Source organism: Cellulomonas sp. URHE0023 (genome assembly GCF_000688475.1).
Lineage (GTDB): Bacteria > Actinomycetota > Actinomycetes > Actinomycetales > Cellulomonadaceae > Cellulomonas.
This window is the reverse complement of the sequence record NZ_JIAN01000005.1, coordinates 819685-833787: the sequence shown is the minus strand read 5'-3', so window position 1 is coordinate 833787 and position 14103 is coordinate 819685. Positions and strand designations below refer to the sequence as shown.

Sequence of the window (14103 nt, the reverse complement as noted above, 5' to 3'; positions counted from 1 at the left end):
CCCGTGTCAGTCGAGCACCGGGTGCGCCCGGCGAGGCGGCGTCAATGCGAGCACGATGCCGACGAAGGTGACGACGACGTCCAGCGCCGCCGCGGTGACGAGCGCAGGGGGAACGGGCGCGAAGAACGCCGGCACCGCCGACAGCACCGACACGATCCGCAGACCGGCGACGATGCGGATCGCCCCACGGCTGCGCGTCCGGAGTGCGACGACGACGAACGCCACGGTGGCGATGCCGAGGATCGTGTCGAGCACGAGGATGCCCGTCGGTGGGCCGGCCTTGGCGTCGTCGTCCATCGGGAAGGCGAAGGCGGACATGTCCACGAGCCCGAGCAGCCCGAGGATCACCAGGCCGATCCTGTTGCGCATCAACAGGGGGGCCGCGGCGGCCCGGGGAACAGCGGTGGCAGTCATGATCTCTCCTGAGGACGGTGCGCTCGGCGAGCGCGACAGCCACACGCTCCCGCCGGTCTGCTCCCGGCTGGATCCGGCGATACCCACATCCTCGCGGGGAGACCGCCCGATTGTCGTGGGGGCGCAGCCCTACTCCTGAACAGGGTCGACGCAGGATCATGGCGGCATGCTCGATACCGCCACCGGCCCGATCCGGGTGGTCATCGCCGACGACCATCCGGTGGTCCGGCGCGGGCTCGCGGCCCTGATCACGTCGATCGACGGCTTGGAGGTGGTGGGCGAGGCGGCGGACGGCGCCTCCGCGGTGCGCGAGACCCAGCTGCTGCGCCCCGACGCGGTGATCATGGACATCGCGATGCCCGGGGTGGACGGGCTTGAGGCGACGCGTCGCATCGTCGCTGCGGTCCCCGACGTGGCCGTCCTCGTCCTGACCATGCACGACGACGACGACACGGTCTTCGCGGCCATGCAGGCGGGCGCCCGCGGCTACCTGCTGAAGGGCGCCGACCAGGACGACATCGCGCACGCCCTCCGGGCGGTCGTCTCCGGCCAGGCGATCTTCGGGCCCGGTGTCGCGCGACGGGTGCTCGGCTACCTGTCGTCGACACCGCAGGCGCCGGGCGTCGTCTTCCCGGAGCTGACCGCCCGCGAGCGCGAGGTGCTCGACCTGATCGCGCGCGGATCGTCGAACGCGACCATCGCCGCCCAGCTGCACCTGTCGCCCAAGACGGTCGGCAACCACATCTCGTCGATCTTCGCCAAGCTCGCGGTGGCCAGCCGGGCCGAGGCGATCGTGCGGGCGCGCCAGGGCGGGCTGGGCCGCACATGAGGCGTCTCGGCGTCGTGCTGCTGGGCCTGCTCGTCCTCGCCGCGTGCTTGAGCCTGCTGGTCGCCGACGGGTCGTGGCCCAGGGACCAGCGCGCGGCGGCCGCCGCCATCGCTGTCGGCTGGAGCGCGGCCGGGGTGATCTGCCTGCGATCCGCCCGCGTGTTCGGCGCCCTGAGCGTCGCCACGGGCGTCTGCGCGGCCGTCTGTGCACTGATCGGCGCCGGGTTGTTCCTCCCGGTCGCCGTGGCCGACGCGCTCTCGATCCTGACCGTCGTGACGCTTCTGCCGGCCGCCACCGTGTGCTTCCCGAACGGCCCGCTCCGGCCGGTCGGCGTCGGCGCGCTCCCGGTGCTGGCCGCGTTGGGGCTGGTCGGCGCCAGCAGCGGAACCAGCCCGTGGTTCGTCCAGACCGCCCTGCTGACCGTGCCGTTCGTCGTCATGGTCGTGCTCTGGTGGCGGATCGAGCGCGGACCGCTCGAGGAGCGCGTGAGCGTCCTGTGGTTCGCCTTGGGGCTCGGCACGGCCCTGGTCGTGCTCCTGAGCCTGGCCTTCGACAACAGCGACGGTCCCGGGATGATCCTGCAGACGGGCGCCCTGATCGTGGCACCGGCGTCGGCCGTCGTCGGTCTGTACGGCCCTGCGACCTGGCCCGTGCGGACGGTGCTCGTCCGCACGGCGTCGTACGCCATGACGGTGCTGGTGACGGGGGCGATCTTCTACGGCGTGGCGGCAGGCTTCCAGCTCGTCACGGGACGGCAGGCGACGATCGGTGCTCTGGGGGGCGTGGCCGTGGTGTGCGCCGTCCTGTTCGCGCCCTTGCGGCGCGTCCTTGACGACGTCTCCGACCGGCTCATGCTGGGCGAGCGGGCCGACCCCGTGTCGGCCGCCTCCCGGTTCGCGGAGGAGCTCTCCCACTCGGACGACCCGGTCGTCGCGCTCCGCGGCCTGCGCGAGGTGCTCTGGCTGCCGTATGCCGCGTTGTCCGACGAGAGCGGTCCGATCGCCCGGTCCGGTACCGCACCACCCGAGGGCACGTACCGGCTGCCGCTGAACGTGGGAGACCAGGCGGTCGCCAGCCTCGACATCGGCCTGCGGCCGGGTGAGACGGGTCCGGCCGCTCAGGACCGCGCGGTGCTGCGCATGGTCGTGCCGGCCCTCGCCCAGGCGGTGCACGCTCGCGCCCTGGCCACCGCACTGCGCGAGTCGCGCGAGCGCGTCGTGACCGCGGTCGAGGACGACCGCCGACGCCTCCAGCACGACCTGCACGACGGGCTCGGCCCCACGCTCACCGGCGTCGCGTACGCCTCGGACGCCGCCCGCAACCTCGTGCACTCCGACCCCCACGAGGCCGAGGCGCTGCTCGTCGCCCTGCGGTCGGACGTCGCCGCGGCGATCGACGACATCCGGCGCCTCGTCGACGGCCTGCGGCCGCCGGTGCTCGACCAGGTCGGGCTGGTCCCGGCGCTGCAACAGCACAGCACCCACCTGTTCACGGCCTCGGGTGCCCGCCTGGAGGTGCACCTCGACGTCACGCCTCTGCCGACGCTGACGGCCGCGACCGAGGTCGCCGTCTACCGGATCGTCACGGAGGCCCTCACCAACGTGGCCCGGCACGCCGGATCGCCGGTCGCCGACGTCTCGATCGGGGCACTCGACGGACGGCTGCTCGTCAACGTCGACGACCACGGGCCGAACCCGGAGCCCTGGGTGCCCGGGGTGGGTCTGTCGTCCATGCGCGAGCGTGCCGAGCTGCTCGGCGGGACGTTCGACGTGAGCGACGGCACCGTGCGAGTGGAGATCCCGCTCACGTCTTCATGACACATCGCGCGACGCGTCACAGGTCGCGATAACGGACGGCAGCGTCCAACTTCTCCTTCAGCCCATGCGCGGTCAGCTGACGACCGGGCCACGGGTAGGCGGTCCCGGGAACGGCGTACGGCGTGGTGTAAGCCGCGGTGTCGCGCTGGAAACGCCAGCCCTCTGACAGCGGGCCGACGTCGTAGGTGTCATACCCGATCGCCTCGATGAACTCGGTCACCGTCCGCTTGGCCGCGTCATCGTCGCCGGCAATCGCCAGGACAGACCGCTCTGGGTCGCCCGCCCGGCGGTGCAGCGTGCCCAGATGGCTCGCGATGATGTTGTTGAACGCCTTGACGACATGCGACTCCTGCAGGTGTGCCTGGAGCAGCTCGCTGGTGGTCGTCGACTCGTCATCGAGCTCCGCGATGTGACCGTCCCGGTCGGGGTAGTAGTTGTTGGTGTCGATGACCACCTTGCCCCGCAGCGGCTCGGCGGGAACTTGGCGGTAGGCCCCGAGGGGGACAGTCACCACGACGATGTCGCCGGCCACGGCAGCGTCGGCCGGAGTGGCCGCGCGCGCCCGGGGACCAAGCTGCTCGACGAGGTCCGTGAGGGTCTCTGGTCCACGGCTGTTGCTCAGAACGACGTCATAGCCTGCGTCGACCGCGAGTCGCGCAACCGTGCTGCCGATGTGTCCACTGCCGATGAGTCCGATGGTCGCCACGTCCGACTAGCGCGTACACCGCCGCGGCTATTCCGAAGCGGACCAGCGTCGGCCACGGCGTGGGGCCAACCAGGTGGGATTCGACGTGGTGGAGGAACTTGTGAACCTGTCCGGAGCCTGACGACCGGACCTGCGGCGGGACAGGCGGCGGAGAGGACCTACGTCCCACCTAGTACGGCCCCGACGAGTCGATGCCCTCGACGAGGTTCTCCACCACCAGGCGTCCGTAGGCCAGCGCTCTGATCTGCACCTGGACAAGTAGGTGAGACCCGTCATCCTCGGGAAGGCCGGTCAGCTGAGTGCGGCGGTGATCGCTTCGGCCGGGGTCACGGTCGGGCGTCCGATCAGGCGCCGCAGGTCACCTGAGTCGGTGAACAACTCACCGCGGCCCATGGCGAGGTCGGCGTCGACGAGGACGTTGGCCAGTTCGGCGGGCAGGCCGGCTTCAGTCAGCACCTGGGTGAACCCGTCGGCCGGCAGGTCGATGTTGGCGATCTGCCGGCCGGAGACGTCGGAGATCGTCGCAGCCAGTTCGGCCAGCGTGAACGCCCCGTCGCCGCCCAGCTCGTACGCCTGCCCGGCGTGTCCGTCGGTGGTGAGCACGGCCGCGGCGGCGTCGGCATAGTCGGCGCGGGTCGCGGCGCTGATCCTTCCCTGTCCGGTCGCCCCGGCCAGGGCTCCGGCGCGCAGCAGCTGCGGGAGCTGGGCGGTGTAGTTCTCCAGGTACCAGCCGTTGCGCAGCAGCACGTTGGGGACACGGTCGCGCAGGTCCTGCTCGGTGGCGTAGTGGGTGACGCCGAGGACCGAGGTGGCCGTGTCCGCGTGCAGCATGCTCGTGTACGCGACCAGCGACGCGCCCGCCTCCACCGCGGCCTTGATGGCGCGGCGGTGGTTGGCGACGCGCTGGTCCACATCCGTGGTCGATATCAACAACAGCTTCTCCACGCCTTCGAACGCCGCGGGGAGGCCGTCCGGCTCCGCGAAGTCGGCCCGGCGCACCACGACACCGCGGTCGGCGAGGTCCTTGATCATGCGGACATCGCGGCTGGTCGCGACGATGCCGGAAGCCGGCACTCCCCGGGCCAGAAGCGCTTCGACAGTAAGCCGGCCCAGATGTGAGGAGGCCGCGGTGACAACGATCGACATGTCAATCCCTCTTTCTGCAGCGGACGTCCCGCAGCACAAGAGCCATGCTGACCTGGTCACTCTCTTTCGGTAAGAACCAACTTCGCGGTAAGGTGGCCACCGCGACGTAAGTTTCGAGGTGACGCTCGTGGCAACCATTCATGATGTGATCGAGCCCACACCGGCGCGGGACCCCTACGTGCAGGGCTGCCCCTCACGTGACGTGCTCGACCAGATCGGCAGCAAATGGGCGGTGCTCGTGATCGGCGAGCTCGGCCGCCACGGAGCGTGCCGGTTCACCCAGCTGCGGGACCAGCTCTCGGGAGTGAGCGAGAAGATGCTCACCCAGACCCTGCGGATGCTCGAACGCGACGGAATGGTCCTGCGCACGGTGTACCCAGACGCGCCAATCCGTGTGGAGTACCAGCTGACGCCGCTCGGCCAGACGCTGCGAAGCCCACTGAAAGCCCTCACGGACTGGTCGGTGCAGCACATCGAGGACGTCCTCACCGCCCGCAAGCAATACCAGGAGCGGGCCACGAGACCGCGTTGAACATCAGAGCCAGCGTGCCCAGCGTCTGCAGCAGGATGGCCCGTGCCGGCGTGGGTGCCGGTCGAGATCGCCCAGATCGTGCGGTGCCCTACGCCGGGTGCTCCGCGGCGATCGCCGACACGACCTGCCGGTAGGCCCGGCGCGCGGATGCCGGCCACGGGCCCCTGGTGGGTGCCCCGAGGCTCGGCCTGCCAATGCCGATACGAGCGTTCCGGGATACCGAGCAGCGCGCAGAACCCCGTGGTCGGCATCCCCGCGTCGGTGCGGACTACCTCGAGCGCCTCGAAGGACCCAGGCGGGCAGGCGGGTGCAGGAACTCGGCAGATCTGTCCGCAGCGCACTGCTCTGACCAAGCATCGGACAAGACAGTGAGGCGGCTCGGGTCTCACGGAGTTGGCCGAATCTCAGGGCCAGCAAGACGGGGCGACCTCGTGCATCCGGGAGCGTCGCCGGCGCCGGTGTTGGTATCGACGACGGAGGCCAGGCGTGCGGTCACGGCCCCGGCTGCCACCCTGCCGGGCGACGCGGTGCCAGGGCTGCGGTGCGGTGCTCACACGGCGCCGACGTACTCCAGGTGCCGTCGCCGGCGCAGCCGCACCGCGGTGATCGCGAGGGCGACGACGGCCATGCCGACGCCGTACGCGACCCAGTGCACGATCGCGGCGCCGACGTCCCCGACACCGTCGACTGCGTGGCCGACTAGCTCGCGAGTGGACCACAGCGGGAGCGCCTCGGCGACGGCTTTGGTGGGGTCGATGATCATCTGCAGGCCCACGATCGTGATGAGGACGAGCATGCCCTCGAGTTCGCGGGGGATGACTGCGCCGACGAGCAGCCCCAGGACCGCGGCGATCGTCCCGGACGCGACCAGCGCGAGCACGGCGGACCAGGGGTTCACGGTCTCCTGGTCGAGCGTGACGAGTACGGCATACAGGGCGGCTACGAACGCGCCCAGGCCCACGGTGGAGGTCAGCCTGCCCAGGTAGAGCCCGACGCTGCCGTGCCCGGCGAGACGGAGCCGCGGCTCGAGCGCGCGGACGCTGTTCGTGGAGAACAGCGCCACGGTGCTGACTGCCCACGCGAGACCCAGGCTCGCGAACCGAATGGCCTGCCCCTGGAAGTCGTCGCGGCGGGCGGCGTAGAAGACGAGCGGGACGAGGACGAGCAGCAGGACGACGGTGCGACGGCCGAGGAGGTCACGGATGGTCATCTGGGCGGTGACGCCGAGGCCACGCATCAGTCGACCTCCGTCCCCGACAGGTCGAGCACGTCGTGGACGCGGTTCAGCTCGTGCAGCATGTGCGTGACGATGACGACCGCGCGGCCCTCGTCGCACCACTGGTCGACGAGGCCCCAGAAGTCCAGGTAGCTGCCGTGGTCGAAGCCCTGATACGGCTCGTCGAGCAGCACCACACCCGGGTCGGAGAGCATCGTCGTCGTGACGTTGAGCTTCTGCCGGGTGCCGCCCGACAGGTGCCGGACCTGCTGCCGGCGGGGGACAGACCAGTCGAGCGCCGCCGCGACCCGGCTGCCCTCGGCGACCGCGGCCCGGCGGGACAGCCCGCGTCCGCGGCCGAACCAGGCGAGGTGGTCCTCAGAGGTGAGGAACCCGTCGAGCCCCATCTCCTGCGGGCAGTACCCGAGGCGGCCGTGCACGCGGACCGTGCCGCGGTCGGGCGAGAGGAGGCCGGCGCAGACCTTCAAGAGGGTCGACTTGCCGCAGCCGTTCGCTCCCACGACGGCCAGCGACCGTCCGGCGGGGACGTGGAACGAGATGTCCGTCAGGACGCGGCGCCGCCCGTATGACTTGGTCACGGAGCGGACCTCGAGGCCGCCGACCTTGGGCGAGGGGACGGTCGGCGATGACGCTGGTGCGGGCACGGAACGGTGGACGGCGTCGTCGGCAGCCATGTGGCGACCCTAGCCCGGTGCCGCCCGGAGGTCGCCTGTCGCTCCCGCCACACTCCCGCACCGACAAGCAACCACCGGTGCCGTCTGCTTGTCGGGTGCCGCCGTGCCGTGCTTGACCCGCGCTGGGGAGTGCACTCCTCAGCCCTTCACGCTACGACGGACTCCACAGGCCGGCCTGGTGATCAGGCGCAGCGACCGCCACGTGAACCACAGCAGCGAGCCGGTGTAGGAACTCAGCGGAGCTGTCGTGAACCCGACGCTCTGACCTGCGGTGGGACAACTAGGTGAGACGGGGGGCCGCGGTGTCGCGCTGGAAACGCCAGCCCTCTGACAGCGGGCCGACGTCGTAGGCGTCATAACCGATCGCCTCGATGAACTCGGTCACCGTCCGCGGGCCGCGGGCCGCGAGCCTCGGGCACGTGAGCGCACGCCGGGCACGCAGGGGCCTGGCTCACGCGACACGGACGAGCTCGATGCGAGACTCTGCCGGGTGGTCACCGACATCTACGGCGGCATCGAGTTCCGTCACCCGCACCATGACACCGACTTCTACGACGGTGAGTCGTGGGTGCGGGCGGTCGACCTGTGGCCGCTGCTCACGGGCGGGGGGCCCGCCGGGGCGTACCCGGCGTTCGCGTTCCTGTTCGGGGCGCGCAACACGTACGGCTTCACCCCGGTCGCCGAGGGGAGGGGGCTGCCGGACGACGTGTCGTCGGCGGTCCGCGGCGAGCTGGGGCCCGGCCTCGCCACCGGCGAGCTCGCCGCGTCGTGGGTCGCGTGGTCCGAGCTCGCGGTCCTCGACCTCGACGGGCCGTTCGGCCCGTTCGTCGCCTGGGTCACGGGGACCCAGTCCGGGTGCTCGCACCGCGTCGAGCTCGTGCGCGCGGGATGGACGCCCGAGGACCTGGCGCACTGCGAGCCGCCAGCGGACCTCGCCGCACGGGTCCTCGACGGGCCGGTGGACTGGACTCGGCACGGCAGGACCTGGACGTTCACCCCGATGACGCTCGGGACCTACCTGGGCCCGGGGACGCCGTGGGGCCACGTCCTCGCGGTGATGCGAGCGCTCGCCGCGAGGTACGGCCCCGACGACGTGCGGCTCGTCGCTGCCTTCGACTGACGCCGCGTTCCTCACCCGTACCCTCCACTTGGTTGCGCATTGCGTCGATCGGTCGCAGCGAGGCATGGCGGCGGTGAGGCGCAGAGGGGTGCTCGCCGCCTGCCACGGTCGAGCGCACGGCGCCCGTCCGTGGCAGGCCCGTCGGCGTGCGTCGGGCAGATCGCCGTGCTCTGCCGTAGCGGGCGGGTCGCGAGCCCTCGTGCCGTCCTCCGTCGCGGGGCGAGCTCCTGGAGGAACTCATCGAACTTGTTGTCCGACGCTCAACGGCCTGACCTGCCGTATGACACATAGGCGAGCCGGCGCGCGTCTCACCTAGTTGTCCGAATCCTCAGCCCGGCACCTCGTGATGCCCGAGCCCGTCTCGCTGATCTGGCCCAGCCACCAAGTGGCGTCGAACGCCAGGTCCAGCTGTTCTCCTGACGGCGACTGCGAGTTGCAGCACGTGGCCGACCGATCACGCCGGTGAGTTCCACTGGGACGAGCCGGCGGTTCATCCACCTGCCTTCAGCCGGAACGCGAGGCTGCGGGGCGCCTGCACGCGATAGCTGTCCGTTACCAGCTCGGCAACCTCGACCCAGTCCGTCTCGTCGTCCAGCACCAGTCCCACGACATTCTCACCCCAGTCGGCCCGGAAGAACGGAGGGCCGGCATGCGCCAGCGCGGCCAACTCCCCGGGCGGCGCCCGGAAGGTCATCAAGATGGCCGGACCATCCAGATCGATGTACGCCGACCGCCTCTCGTCGGTGGTGTAGACGTGCAGGAACGTCCGCCGGCGAATCCGCCACCGCAGGCCGATCCACGCCGGCTCCGCGTACGCCTCGGGCAGTTCCCTGCAGATCGCCCGGAGCCGGCCGACAACGGCGGGTGGAACGTCCGCGATGTCGCTCATCTGTACCTTCCCGCGCCCATCCTCCCCGCCGGGTAGGACATCAGCACATCAGAGTCTCCGGGGTTGGCGGGACCGCGCCGACGTCATCGGAACTATCGGGCCCAGCTCGGAGGACCTGTGTCCCGCATGTTCAACAACCCCAGGGCTGCGCCACGCGTCTTCCTCAGCGATCGACGGGTCCTTCCGAGCGATCTTCCCGAGGGTCAGGGGCACCTGCGGGATTGCCTACCGAGCGGTCTGGGCATCTTGCCGAGGGATTCGCGCGTCTTACCGGGGGGGATCTGGCGTGCCTTACAAAGGCCTTGGCCCCAGAGCAGCTCCGGTAGGAACTCGTCGGAGTTGTCCGAGTTCCGAGGTCCTGACCTGCGGCCGGACAACTAGGCGAGAGCGGTGTTGTCTCACCTATTTGTCCAAGGGGTCGCGTCGGGGTCGGGGTCCGGGTCGGCGGCGGCGCACGAGCGGGCGGGGCACGTCCCGATGGCGGTCCGCCCGACGTCCACCCTCCGTCGGGACGTGGACCTCCCGGACGACCTCGCGGAGGTGGCACGGCTCGGCGTGGGCCCGGCGACGCGCGCTGTGCTCTAGTTTCGGCCCGTGCGCCTCTTTCGTTGCCCCCGCTGCCGGAACGTCGTCTTCATCGAGTCCGGTGCGCCGCGGGACTGGGCGGAGAGCTTCATCTCCGAGTACGCCACCATGCACCCGTGGGAGGACGTCGCGGAGTGCTTCGCGCACTACCTGCACCTGACCGGCACGCTGCAGACGGCGGCGGCCGGGGCTCTCACGGTCCGGATGGAGGCCGTGCCGGAGGTCGTCGACGGCGAGGTCAGCCCGCAGCAACTACGCGGACGCGACGATGGCGGAGGTCCTCGCGGACTGGCTGCCGGTCTCGACGTTCCTCAACCGGGTCAACCGCGCGATGGGCAAGAGCGACCTCTACCCGTTCACGATCGCCGCACCCGTGGCACGCAAGCTCGACTTCGTGCACCGGGTGGTCACCGGGTCGCGGGTCGAGCGGCCGCTCGGCTGACGGAGTCGGACCGCCGGGCGAGGACCGTGCCGGCGCCACCGCGGGCGAGCGTCGGCTCGGCTCGTCTGAGGGAGGGAGGCACGTGTCTCGCGTGAGATGGAAAGAGAACGCGGTGGTCAGCATCAAGATCCGCGACGACCTCTACTGCCTGGCCCAGATGCTCCTGCCCCCGTACCTCGTCTTCTTCGACTGCTTCGGCGCGAACGACGAGTGGGGCGACGCCGTCCTCGAGGCGACGCCGGTCCTCTTCTACCGAGGCGTGACGCGGCAGCTGCTCAGATCCAGCGACATCGCCGTCCACCGAGAGATCGCCCCGGCGACCGCCCCAGCGATCGACCCGCCGACGCGTTGGTTGCAGGTCGGTCCAGGGAGCCAGGCTCTGACGATCTGGCAGGGCAGCGCCGACGAGATGACCGTCATGACCCTGGGCGAGGAGGGGGTGCGCGTCGTCGTCAAGGACATCGGGACGTCGGGGGCACCCGGGGCGATGGCGGTGGGGCCCTACCTCCGTGGGCCGCATCATGACGAGATCGACGCGTACGAGCTGGACACCCTGGGCGTGTACCCGGAGACCATCGAGCGACTCTTCCTGTGCCATCACTTCGGGCGCAACGTCGATCCTGACAAGGACCTGATCTGTGGTCGCGACCTTCCGCGGGAGTTCCGGTCGTACTACGAGGCGATCTCCGTCTAGGGCGTGTCTCCCAACTCCGAGGTGGTGCGGTCGGCAGACTCGCAGCCGTGACTCGCTTTCAGGTCCTGACGGACGAGCAGTGGGAGCGGATCGAGCCGCTGCTGCCGTCGAACACAGGCAAGGTCGGCCGCCCGTTCGGGGACCACCGCACGGTGGTCGAGGGCATCGCCTACCGGTACCGGACCGGGATCCCATGGCGGGACCTGCCTCGTGAGGCGTTCGGGCCGTGGCAGACCGTCTGGAAGCGGCACAAGAAGTTCGCGGACGACGGGACCTGGGACCGCGTGCTGGCCCAACTCCTGGCCGAGGCCGACGCGGCAGGTCAGATCGACTGGACTGTGTCGGTGGACTCCACGATCAACCGCGCCCACCAGCATGCGACGAACACCACCCGCCCCGAGCAGGACACCGGGGGCAACGTCGAATCACAAGAAGCCCGGGACCAGTGTCGGTGAACCTGCTGGTCACGGCATCGGCCGGTCCCGTGGCGGGCTGACGAGCAAGATCCACCATGCCGTCGACGGGCGCGGGCGGCCGCTGGCCGTCGTGGTGACCCCGGGGCAGTCCCACGATGGGCGCGCATTGGGACTCGTGCTCGAGGACATCTGGGTCCCGCGCCTCGGCGCGGGCCGCCCGCGGACGACGCCAGACGCGGTGCTCGGAGACAAGGCGTACTCCTCGCGGGGTAATCGGTCGATGCTGCGCCGACGCGGGATCGCGGTGGTGATCCCTGAGCCGTCCGACCAGCAGGCCAACCGGAAACGTCGCGGCGGCAAGGGCGGGCGACCACCCAAGCTCGATCGCGAGACCTACAAGCGGCGCAATGTCGTTGAGCGATCCTTCAATCTGCTCAAGCAGTGGCGCGGCTTAGCCACCCGCTACGACAAGCACGCGACCGTCTACCGTGCCGGCGCGGTCCTGGCCGCGATCGTCGTCTGGCTGCGCAGCTGACGCGACGCACTACCAGTCCTGCTCCCACTCGAGGATCGCGACAGACGCGGCCTCCGCCTCACCCAGCAGCCTCGAAGTCGGGAACGAGGGTGACTCCTGCCGCCCGGACCACGTCGGATGCACGAGCGCGAAGGTCCCATCCGACAGCCGAACGATCACGTCGTCGCTAGCCTCGAAAGACGCCTCGATCCGGTCGATCCGTCCGTGCAGAAGATGCCCCGGCGCGATCTCCTTGCTCAGTTCGACGCCAACGGCCGCGCGCTTCGCTACCGCCAACGGATCCATTCCGTCGCCGAGACCCCACCACCGCTCAGATAGCTCCAGGACCGCCACCCGCTGATCGTTCCACGTCGGTTAGGAGACATGTCCTAGCGGTGTCGGGGGAGTCGCTCTGGCCCCAGCGGTCGCGCCGCGCGTCGCTACGGGAGGACCTTGACGAGGGCGAGCGCGTCGGCGGCGATGCGGGCGGTCGTCGGGACGTCGGTCATGAGGGTGGGCTCGGAGTCCGCCGGCCAGCCCTCGGACCGCAGCGTGCCGACCGCGTCGGCGTACTCAACGCGATCCCACACTTCACCGCGTAGTTGTAGGGACTCAGCGGATCTGTCCGGAGAGCACCGCTCTGACCGGGCATCGGACCGGTCGCGGAGGCCGCCCGCGTCTCACGAACTTGTCCGGATCCTCAGGGCCGGCAAGTCAGGGCGACCGTTGTGCATCCGCGAGCCTCGCCGCTGGACCTCACTCCAGTGGCTGGCGGGTGGTGAAGTGCGCCTCGCGATCGTCCGGTGGCGGGTCCGCCAGGCTTCCCGTGCCGACGTCCATCGCTGAGGTGATCCCGGTCGCACCTTCGTGTAGTCGCTTGAGCAACCACCATCCGTAGCCGGCAAAGCCCAAGAGATACACGACACGGACAGCGAACGGCAGGTTGCCAGGGCTGACAAGCTGGAAGAAGTCGCCCAGAGCGTGCACTGCGGCCAGTGGCCAGATCGTCCGTAGATGCCAACGCAGCGCGGCGCAGGCGAAGCCGAAGGCCGCTGCATTGATGGTGATGAAAATTGTGTCGCCCATGGGCCGCGAGAACCAGATACCGCTGAGCGTGTGGCCCGCTCCGAAGAGCACGCCCACCCCCACTGCCGCCCGAGCCGGGCCGAGCACAGCCAGGACCCGTTGTACCAGACCGCGGCTGAGCGATTCCTCGGAGATCCCGATCGCGATGCAGAGGATGGCGGTGCTGAGCAGCTCGCGGGCGGTGCCCACCACGCCGTCGAGCGAGTAGCTGACCGCCTCCAGCGCCAGCGGCGTCAAAAGCCACCAGGACCGGTCCGGACGCCGCCAGATCAGTGCTGCTGAACGGGTCCAGCCGAGCCAGAGAATCAGCCCGACCGGAACTGCTGCAGCACCAAGATTGATCAGCGTGTACCCGAGGTCTGGAAACCAGTGCGGTTGCAAAGGAGCTAGCGCTTCGGCCAGCGCGAACAGCACGACATGCCAGACCAGGGTCAGCACAACCGCAATGAGGATGGGCCACCGGGTGATCAGGGCGCGCGCACGATCGGCTGCCTTGGGCGCCCCCACTAGGTCCATCTACGTGACCTCCACCGACTCGTCTATCAACGGCGGCAACCTACCGCTGTGACGGGGGCCTGGAGCGGCTGCGCCACTTCGATCCGGACGACGTTCGGATCGAAGTGGCGCGCCAGAGGCACTCGGGGACCTGCGAGACCGGTGCCGCGGCTGACCCGAGCGGGAGGGCGGCTCCGCGTGTGCGCCGATGTACTGCGGCGTGCGCGGACACGCAATCGCGACACCGGACAGGGCGCGGACACGCAACCGCGAATCGGACAGGCCCAACGCGAACCCACAGAAGTTGTAGGAACTCATCGAACTTGTCCGCGGCCCGACGCTCTGACCTGCGGCGGCACAACTAGGTGAGAAGGTCCGCGTCTCACCTAGTCTTCCGAATCGTCAGCCCGGCAGCTGACGCACGGTGATTGACTGCGCTCGTGGCCGACCTTCCGGAGCGTGTGGTGATCGACGGGACGACGTTTTCGCGCGTCGATTCGGATGATT

Annotated in this window: 15 protein-coding genes and 2 pseudogenes; 8 read left to right on the top strand and 9 right to left on the bottom strand. The window is 70.1% G+C overall.

The genetic code is table 11. From position 1 onward, the window contains the following. Nucleotides 1–6 precede the first annotated feature (6 nt). The gene (locus N553_RS0104155) at nucleotides 7–414 is read right to left on the bottom strand and encodes a hypothetical protein (RefSeq protein ID WP_156043689.1); all 408 of its coding nucleotides are present in this window, start codon (nucleotides 412–414) and stop codon (nucleotides 7–9) included. Nucleotides 415–580: 166 nt separating this feature from the next. Between N553_RS0104155 and N553_RS0104150 the strand changes: the two genes are divergently transcribed. Both N553_RS0104150 and N553_RS21000 read left to right on the top strand, forming a co-directional pair. Further along, the gene (locus tag N553_RS0104150) at nucleotides 581–1243 is read left to right on the top strand and encodes a response regulator transcription factor (protein WP_028045485.1); all 663 of its coding nucleotides are present in this window, start codon (nucleotides 581–583) and stop codon (nucleotides 1241–1243) included. Beyond that, nucleotides 1240–3060 carry a sensor histidine kinase gene (locus N553_RS21000; protein WP_051639809.1) on the top strand — a complete coding sequence of 607 codons (1821 nt, stop codon included), beginning with the start codon at nucleotides 1240–1242 and terminating at the stop codon, nucleotides 3058–3060. The genes N553_RS0104150 and N553_RS21000 overlap by 4 nt, the downstream gene beginning before the upstream one ends. A gap of 16 nt (nucleotides 3061–3076) precedes the next feature. Here the strand turns inward: N553_RS21000 and N553_RS0104140 are convergent, their stop codons facing one another. Both N553_RS0104140 and N553_RS0104130 read right to left on the bottom strand, forming a co-directional pair. Continuing rightward, nucleotides 3077–3766, bottom strand: a complete 690-nt coding sequence (locus tag N553_RS0104140) for an NADPH-dependent F420 reductase (RefSeq protein ID WP_028045484.1) — start codon at nucleotides 3764–3766, stop codon at nucleotides 3077–3079. Between the two features lie 291 nt (nucleotides 3767–4057). Beyond that, nucleotides 4058–4951: an NmrA family NAD(P)-binding protein gene (locus tag N553_RS0104130; RefSeq protein ID WP_369796668.1), complete on the bottom strand. Its 894-nt coding sequence runs from the start codon at nucleotides 4949–4951 to the stop codon at nucleotides 4058–4060. A 79-nt stretch (nucleotides 4952–5030) separates the two neighbouring features. Between N553_RS0104130 and N553_RS0104125 the strand changes: the two genes are divergently transcribed. Beyond that, complete coding sequence (locus tag N553_RS0104125; RefSeq protein ID WP_081844348.1) at nucleotides 5031–5444, top strand: helix-turn-helix domain-containing protein; 414 nt, start codon at nucleotides 5031–5033, stop codon at nucleotides 5442–5444. Nucleotides 5445–5994: 550 nt separating this feature from the next. On the opposite strand, the gene N553_RS0104120 is transcribed toward N553_RS0104125, so the two are convergent. Next, nucleotides 5995–6681, bottom strand: coding sequence for a hypothetical protein (locus N553_RS0104120; RefSeq protein WP_028045481.1), 687 nt, complete (start codon nucleotides 6679–6681; stop codon nucleotides 5995–5997). Then, nucleotides 6681–7355 (bottom strand): ABC transporter ATP-binding protein, encoded by a 675-nt coding sequence (locus N553_RS20995; RefSeq protein WP_051639808.1) that lies wholly within the window; start codon nucleotides 7353–7355, stop codon nucleotides 6681–6683. The genes N553_RS0104120 and N553_RS20995 overlap by 1 nt, the downstream gene beginning before the upstream one ends. Nucleotides 7356–7845: 490 nt before the next feature. On the opposite strand from N553_RS20995, the gene N553_RS0104105 reads away from it, so the two are divergent. Continuing rightward, complete coding sequence (locus tag N553_RS0104105; RefSeq protein WP_028045480.1) at nucleotides 7846–8475, top strand: hypothetical protein; 630 nt, start codon at nucleotides 7846–7848, stop codon at nucleotides 8473–8475. Between the two features lie 490 nt (nucleotides 8476–8965). Here the strand turns inward: N553_RS0104105 and N553_RS0104100 are convergent, their stop codons facing one another. Then, nucleotides 8966–9364 carry an MmcQ/YjbR family DNA-binding protein gene (locus N553_RS0104100; RefSeq protein ID WP_028045479.1) on the bottom strand — a complete coding sequence of 133 codons (399 nt, stop codon included), beginning with the start codon at nucleotides 9362–9364 and terminating at the stop codon, nucleotides 8966–8968. A 693-nt stretch (nucleotides 9365–10057) separates the two neighbouring features. Between N553_RS0104100 and N553_RS25895 the strand changes: the two are divergent. The 4 genes and pseudogenes from N553_RS25895 to N553_RS24955 all read left to right on the top strand — a co-directional run. Then, a pseudogene (locus N553_RS25895) lies at nucleotides 10058–10102 on the top strand (hypothetical protein); the annotation flags it as partial. A 94-nt stretch (nucleotides 10103–10196) separates the two neighbouring features. After that, a pseudogene (locus N553_RS24610) lies at nucleotides 10197–10391 on the top strand (putative zinc-binding metallopeptidase); the annotation flags it as partial. A 91-nt stretch (nucleotides 10392–10482) separates the two neighbouring features. Beyond that, nucleotides 10483–11085: a hypothetical protein gene (locus tag N553_RS24095; RefSeq protein ID WP_156043688.1), complete on the top strand. Its 603-nt coding sequence runs from the start codon at nucleotides 10483–10485 to the stop codon at nucleotides 11083–11085. Nucleotides 11086–11132: 47 nt separating this feature from the next. Continuing rightward, nucleotides 11133–12036 (top strand): IS5 family transposase gene (locus tag N553_RS24955; protein WP_369796667.1). Its coding sequence is split into 2 segments (ribosomal slippage): nucleotides 11133–11495 and nucleotides 11497–12036, totalling 903 coding nucleotides; the frame shifts between segments, so codons are not numbered across the junction. A gap of 9 nt (nucleotides 12037–12045) precedes the next feature. Here the strand turns inward: N553_RS24955 and N553_RS20980 are convergent. From N553_RS20980 to N553_RS20975, 3 genes are all read right to left on the bottom strand, one after another. Beyond that, on the bottom strand, nucleotides 12046–12369 hold the full coding sequence (locus tag N553_RS20980; RefSeq protein ID WP_034620595.1) for a hypothetical protein: 324 nt from the start codon (nucleotides 12367–12369) through the stop codon (nucleotides 12046–12048). Nucleotides 12370–12455: 86 nt separating this feature from the next. Then, nucleotides 12456–12605 (bottom strand): hypothetical protein, encoded by a 150-nt coding sequence (locus tag N553_RS24950; protein WP_156043687.1) that lies wholly within the window; start codon nucleotides 12603–12605, stop codon nucleotides 12456–12458. Nucleotides 12606–12771: 166 nt separating this feature from the next. Continuing rightward, nucleotides 12772–13617, bottom strand: a complete 846-nt coding sequence (locus N553_RS20975) for a CPBP family intramembrane glutamic endopeptidase (protein WP_051639807.1) — start codon at nucleotides 13615–13617, stop codon at nucleotides 12772–12774. Between the last annotated feature and the right edge of the window lie 486 nt (nucleotides 13618–14103).

Excerpts from the sequence above, each read along its gene's own strand:
- N553_RS20975 (WP_051639807.1), bottom strand. The coding sequence starts at position 13,617 with ATGGACCTAGTGGGGGCGCCCAAGGCAGCCGATCGTGCGCGCGCCCTG.
- N553_RS0104150 (WP_028045485.1), top strand. The coding sequence starts at position 581 with ATGCTCGATACCGCCACCGGCCCGATCCGGGTGGTCATCGCCGACGAC.
- N553_RS0104155 (WP_156043689.1), bottom strand. The coding sequence starts at position 414 with ATGACTGCCACCGCTGTTCCCCGGGCCGCCGCGGCCCCCCTGTTGATG.
- N553_RS0104100 (WP_028045479.1), bottom strand. The coding sequence starts at position 9,364 with ATGAGCGACATCGCGGACGTTCCACCCGCCGTTGTCGGCCGGCTCCGG.
- N553_RS0104120 (WP_028045481.1), bottom strand. The coding sequence starts at position 6,681 with ATGCGTGGCCTCGGCGTCACCGCCCAGATGACCATCCGTGACCTCCTC.
- N553_RS21000 (WP_051639809.1), top strand. The coding sequence starts at position 1,240 with ATGAGGCGTCTCGGCGTCGTGCTGCTGGGCCTGCTCGTCCTCGCCGCG.
- N553_RS20995 (WP_051639808.1), bottom strand. The coding sequence starts at position 7,355 with ATGGCTGCCGACGACGCCGTCCACCGTTCCGTGCCCGCACCAGCGTCA.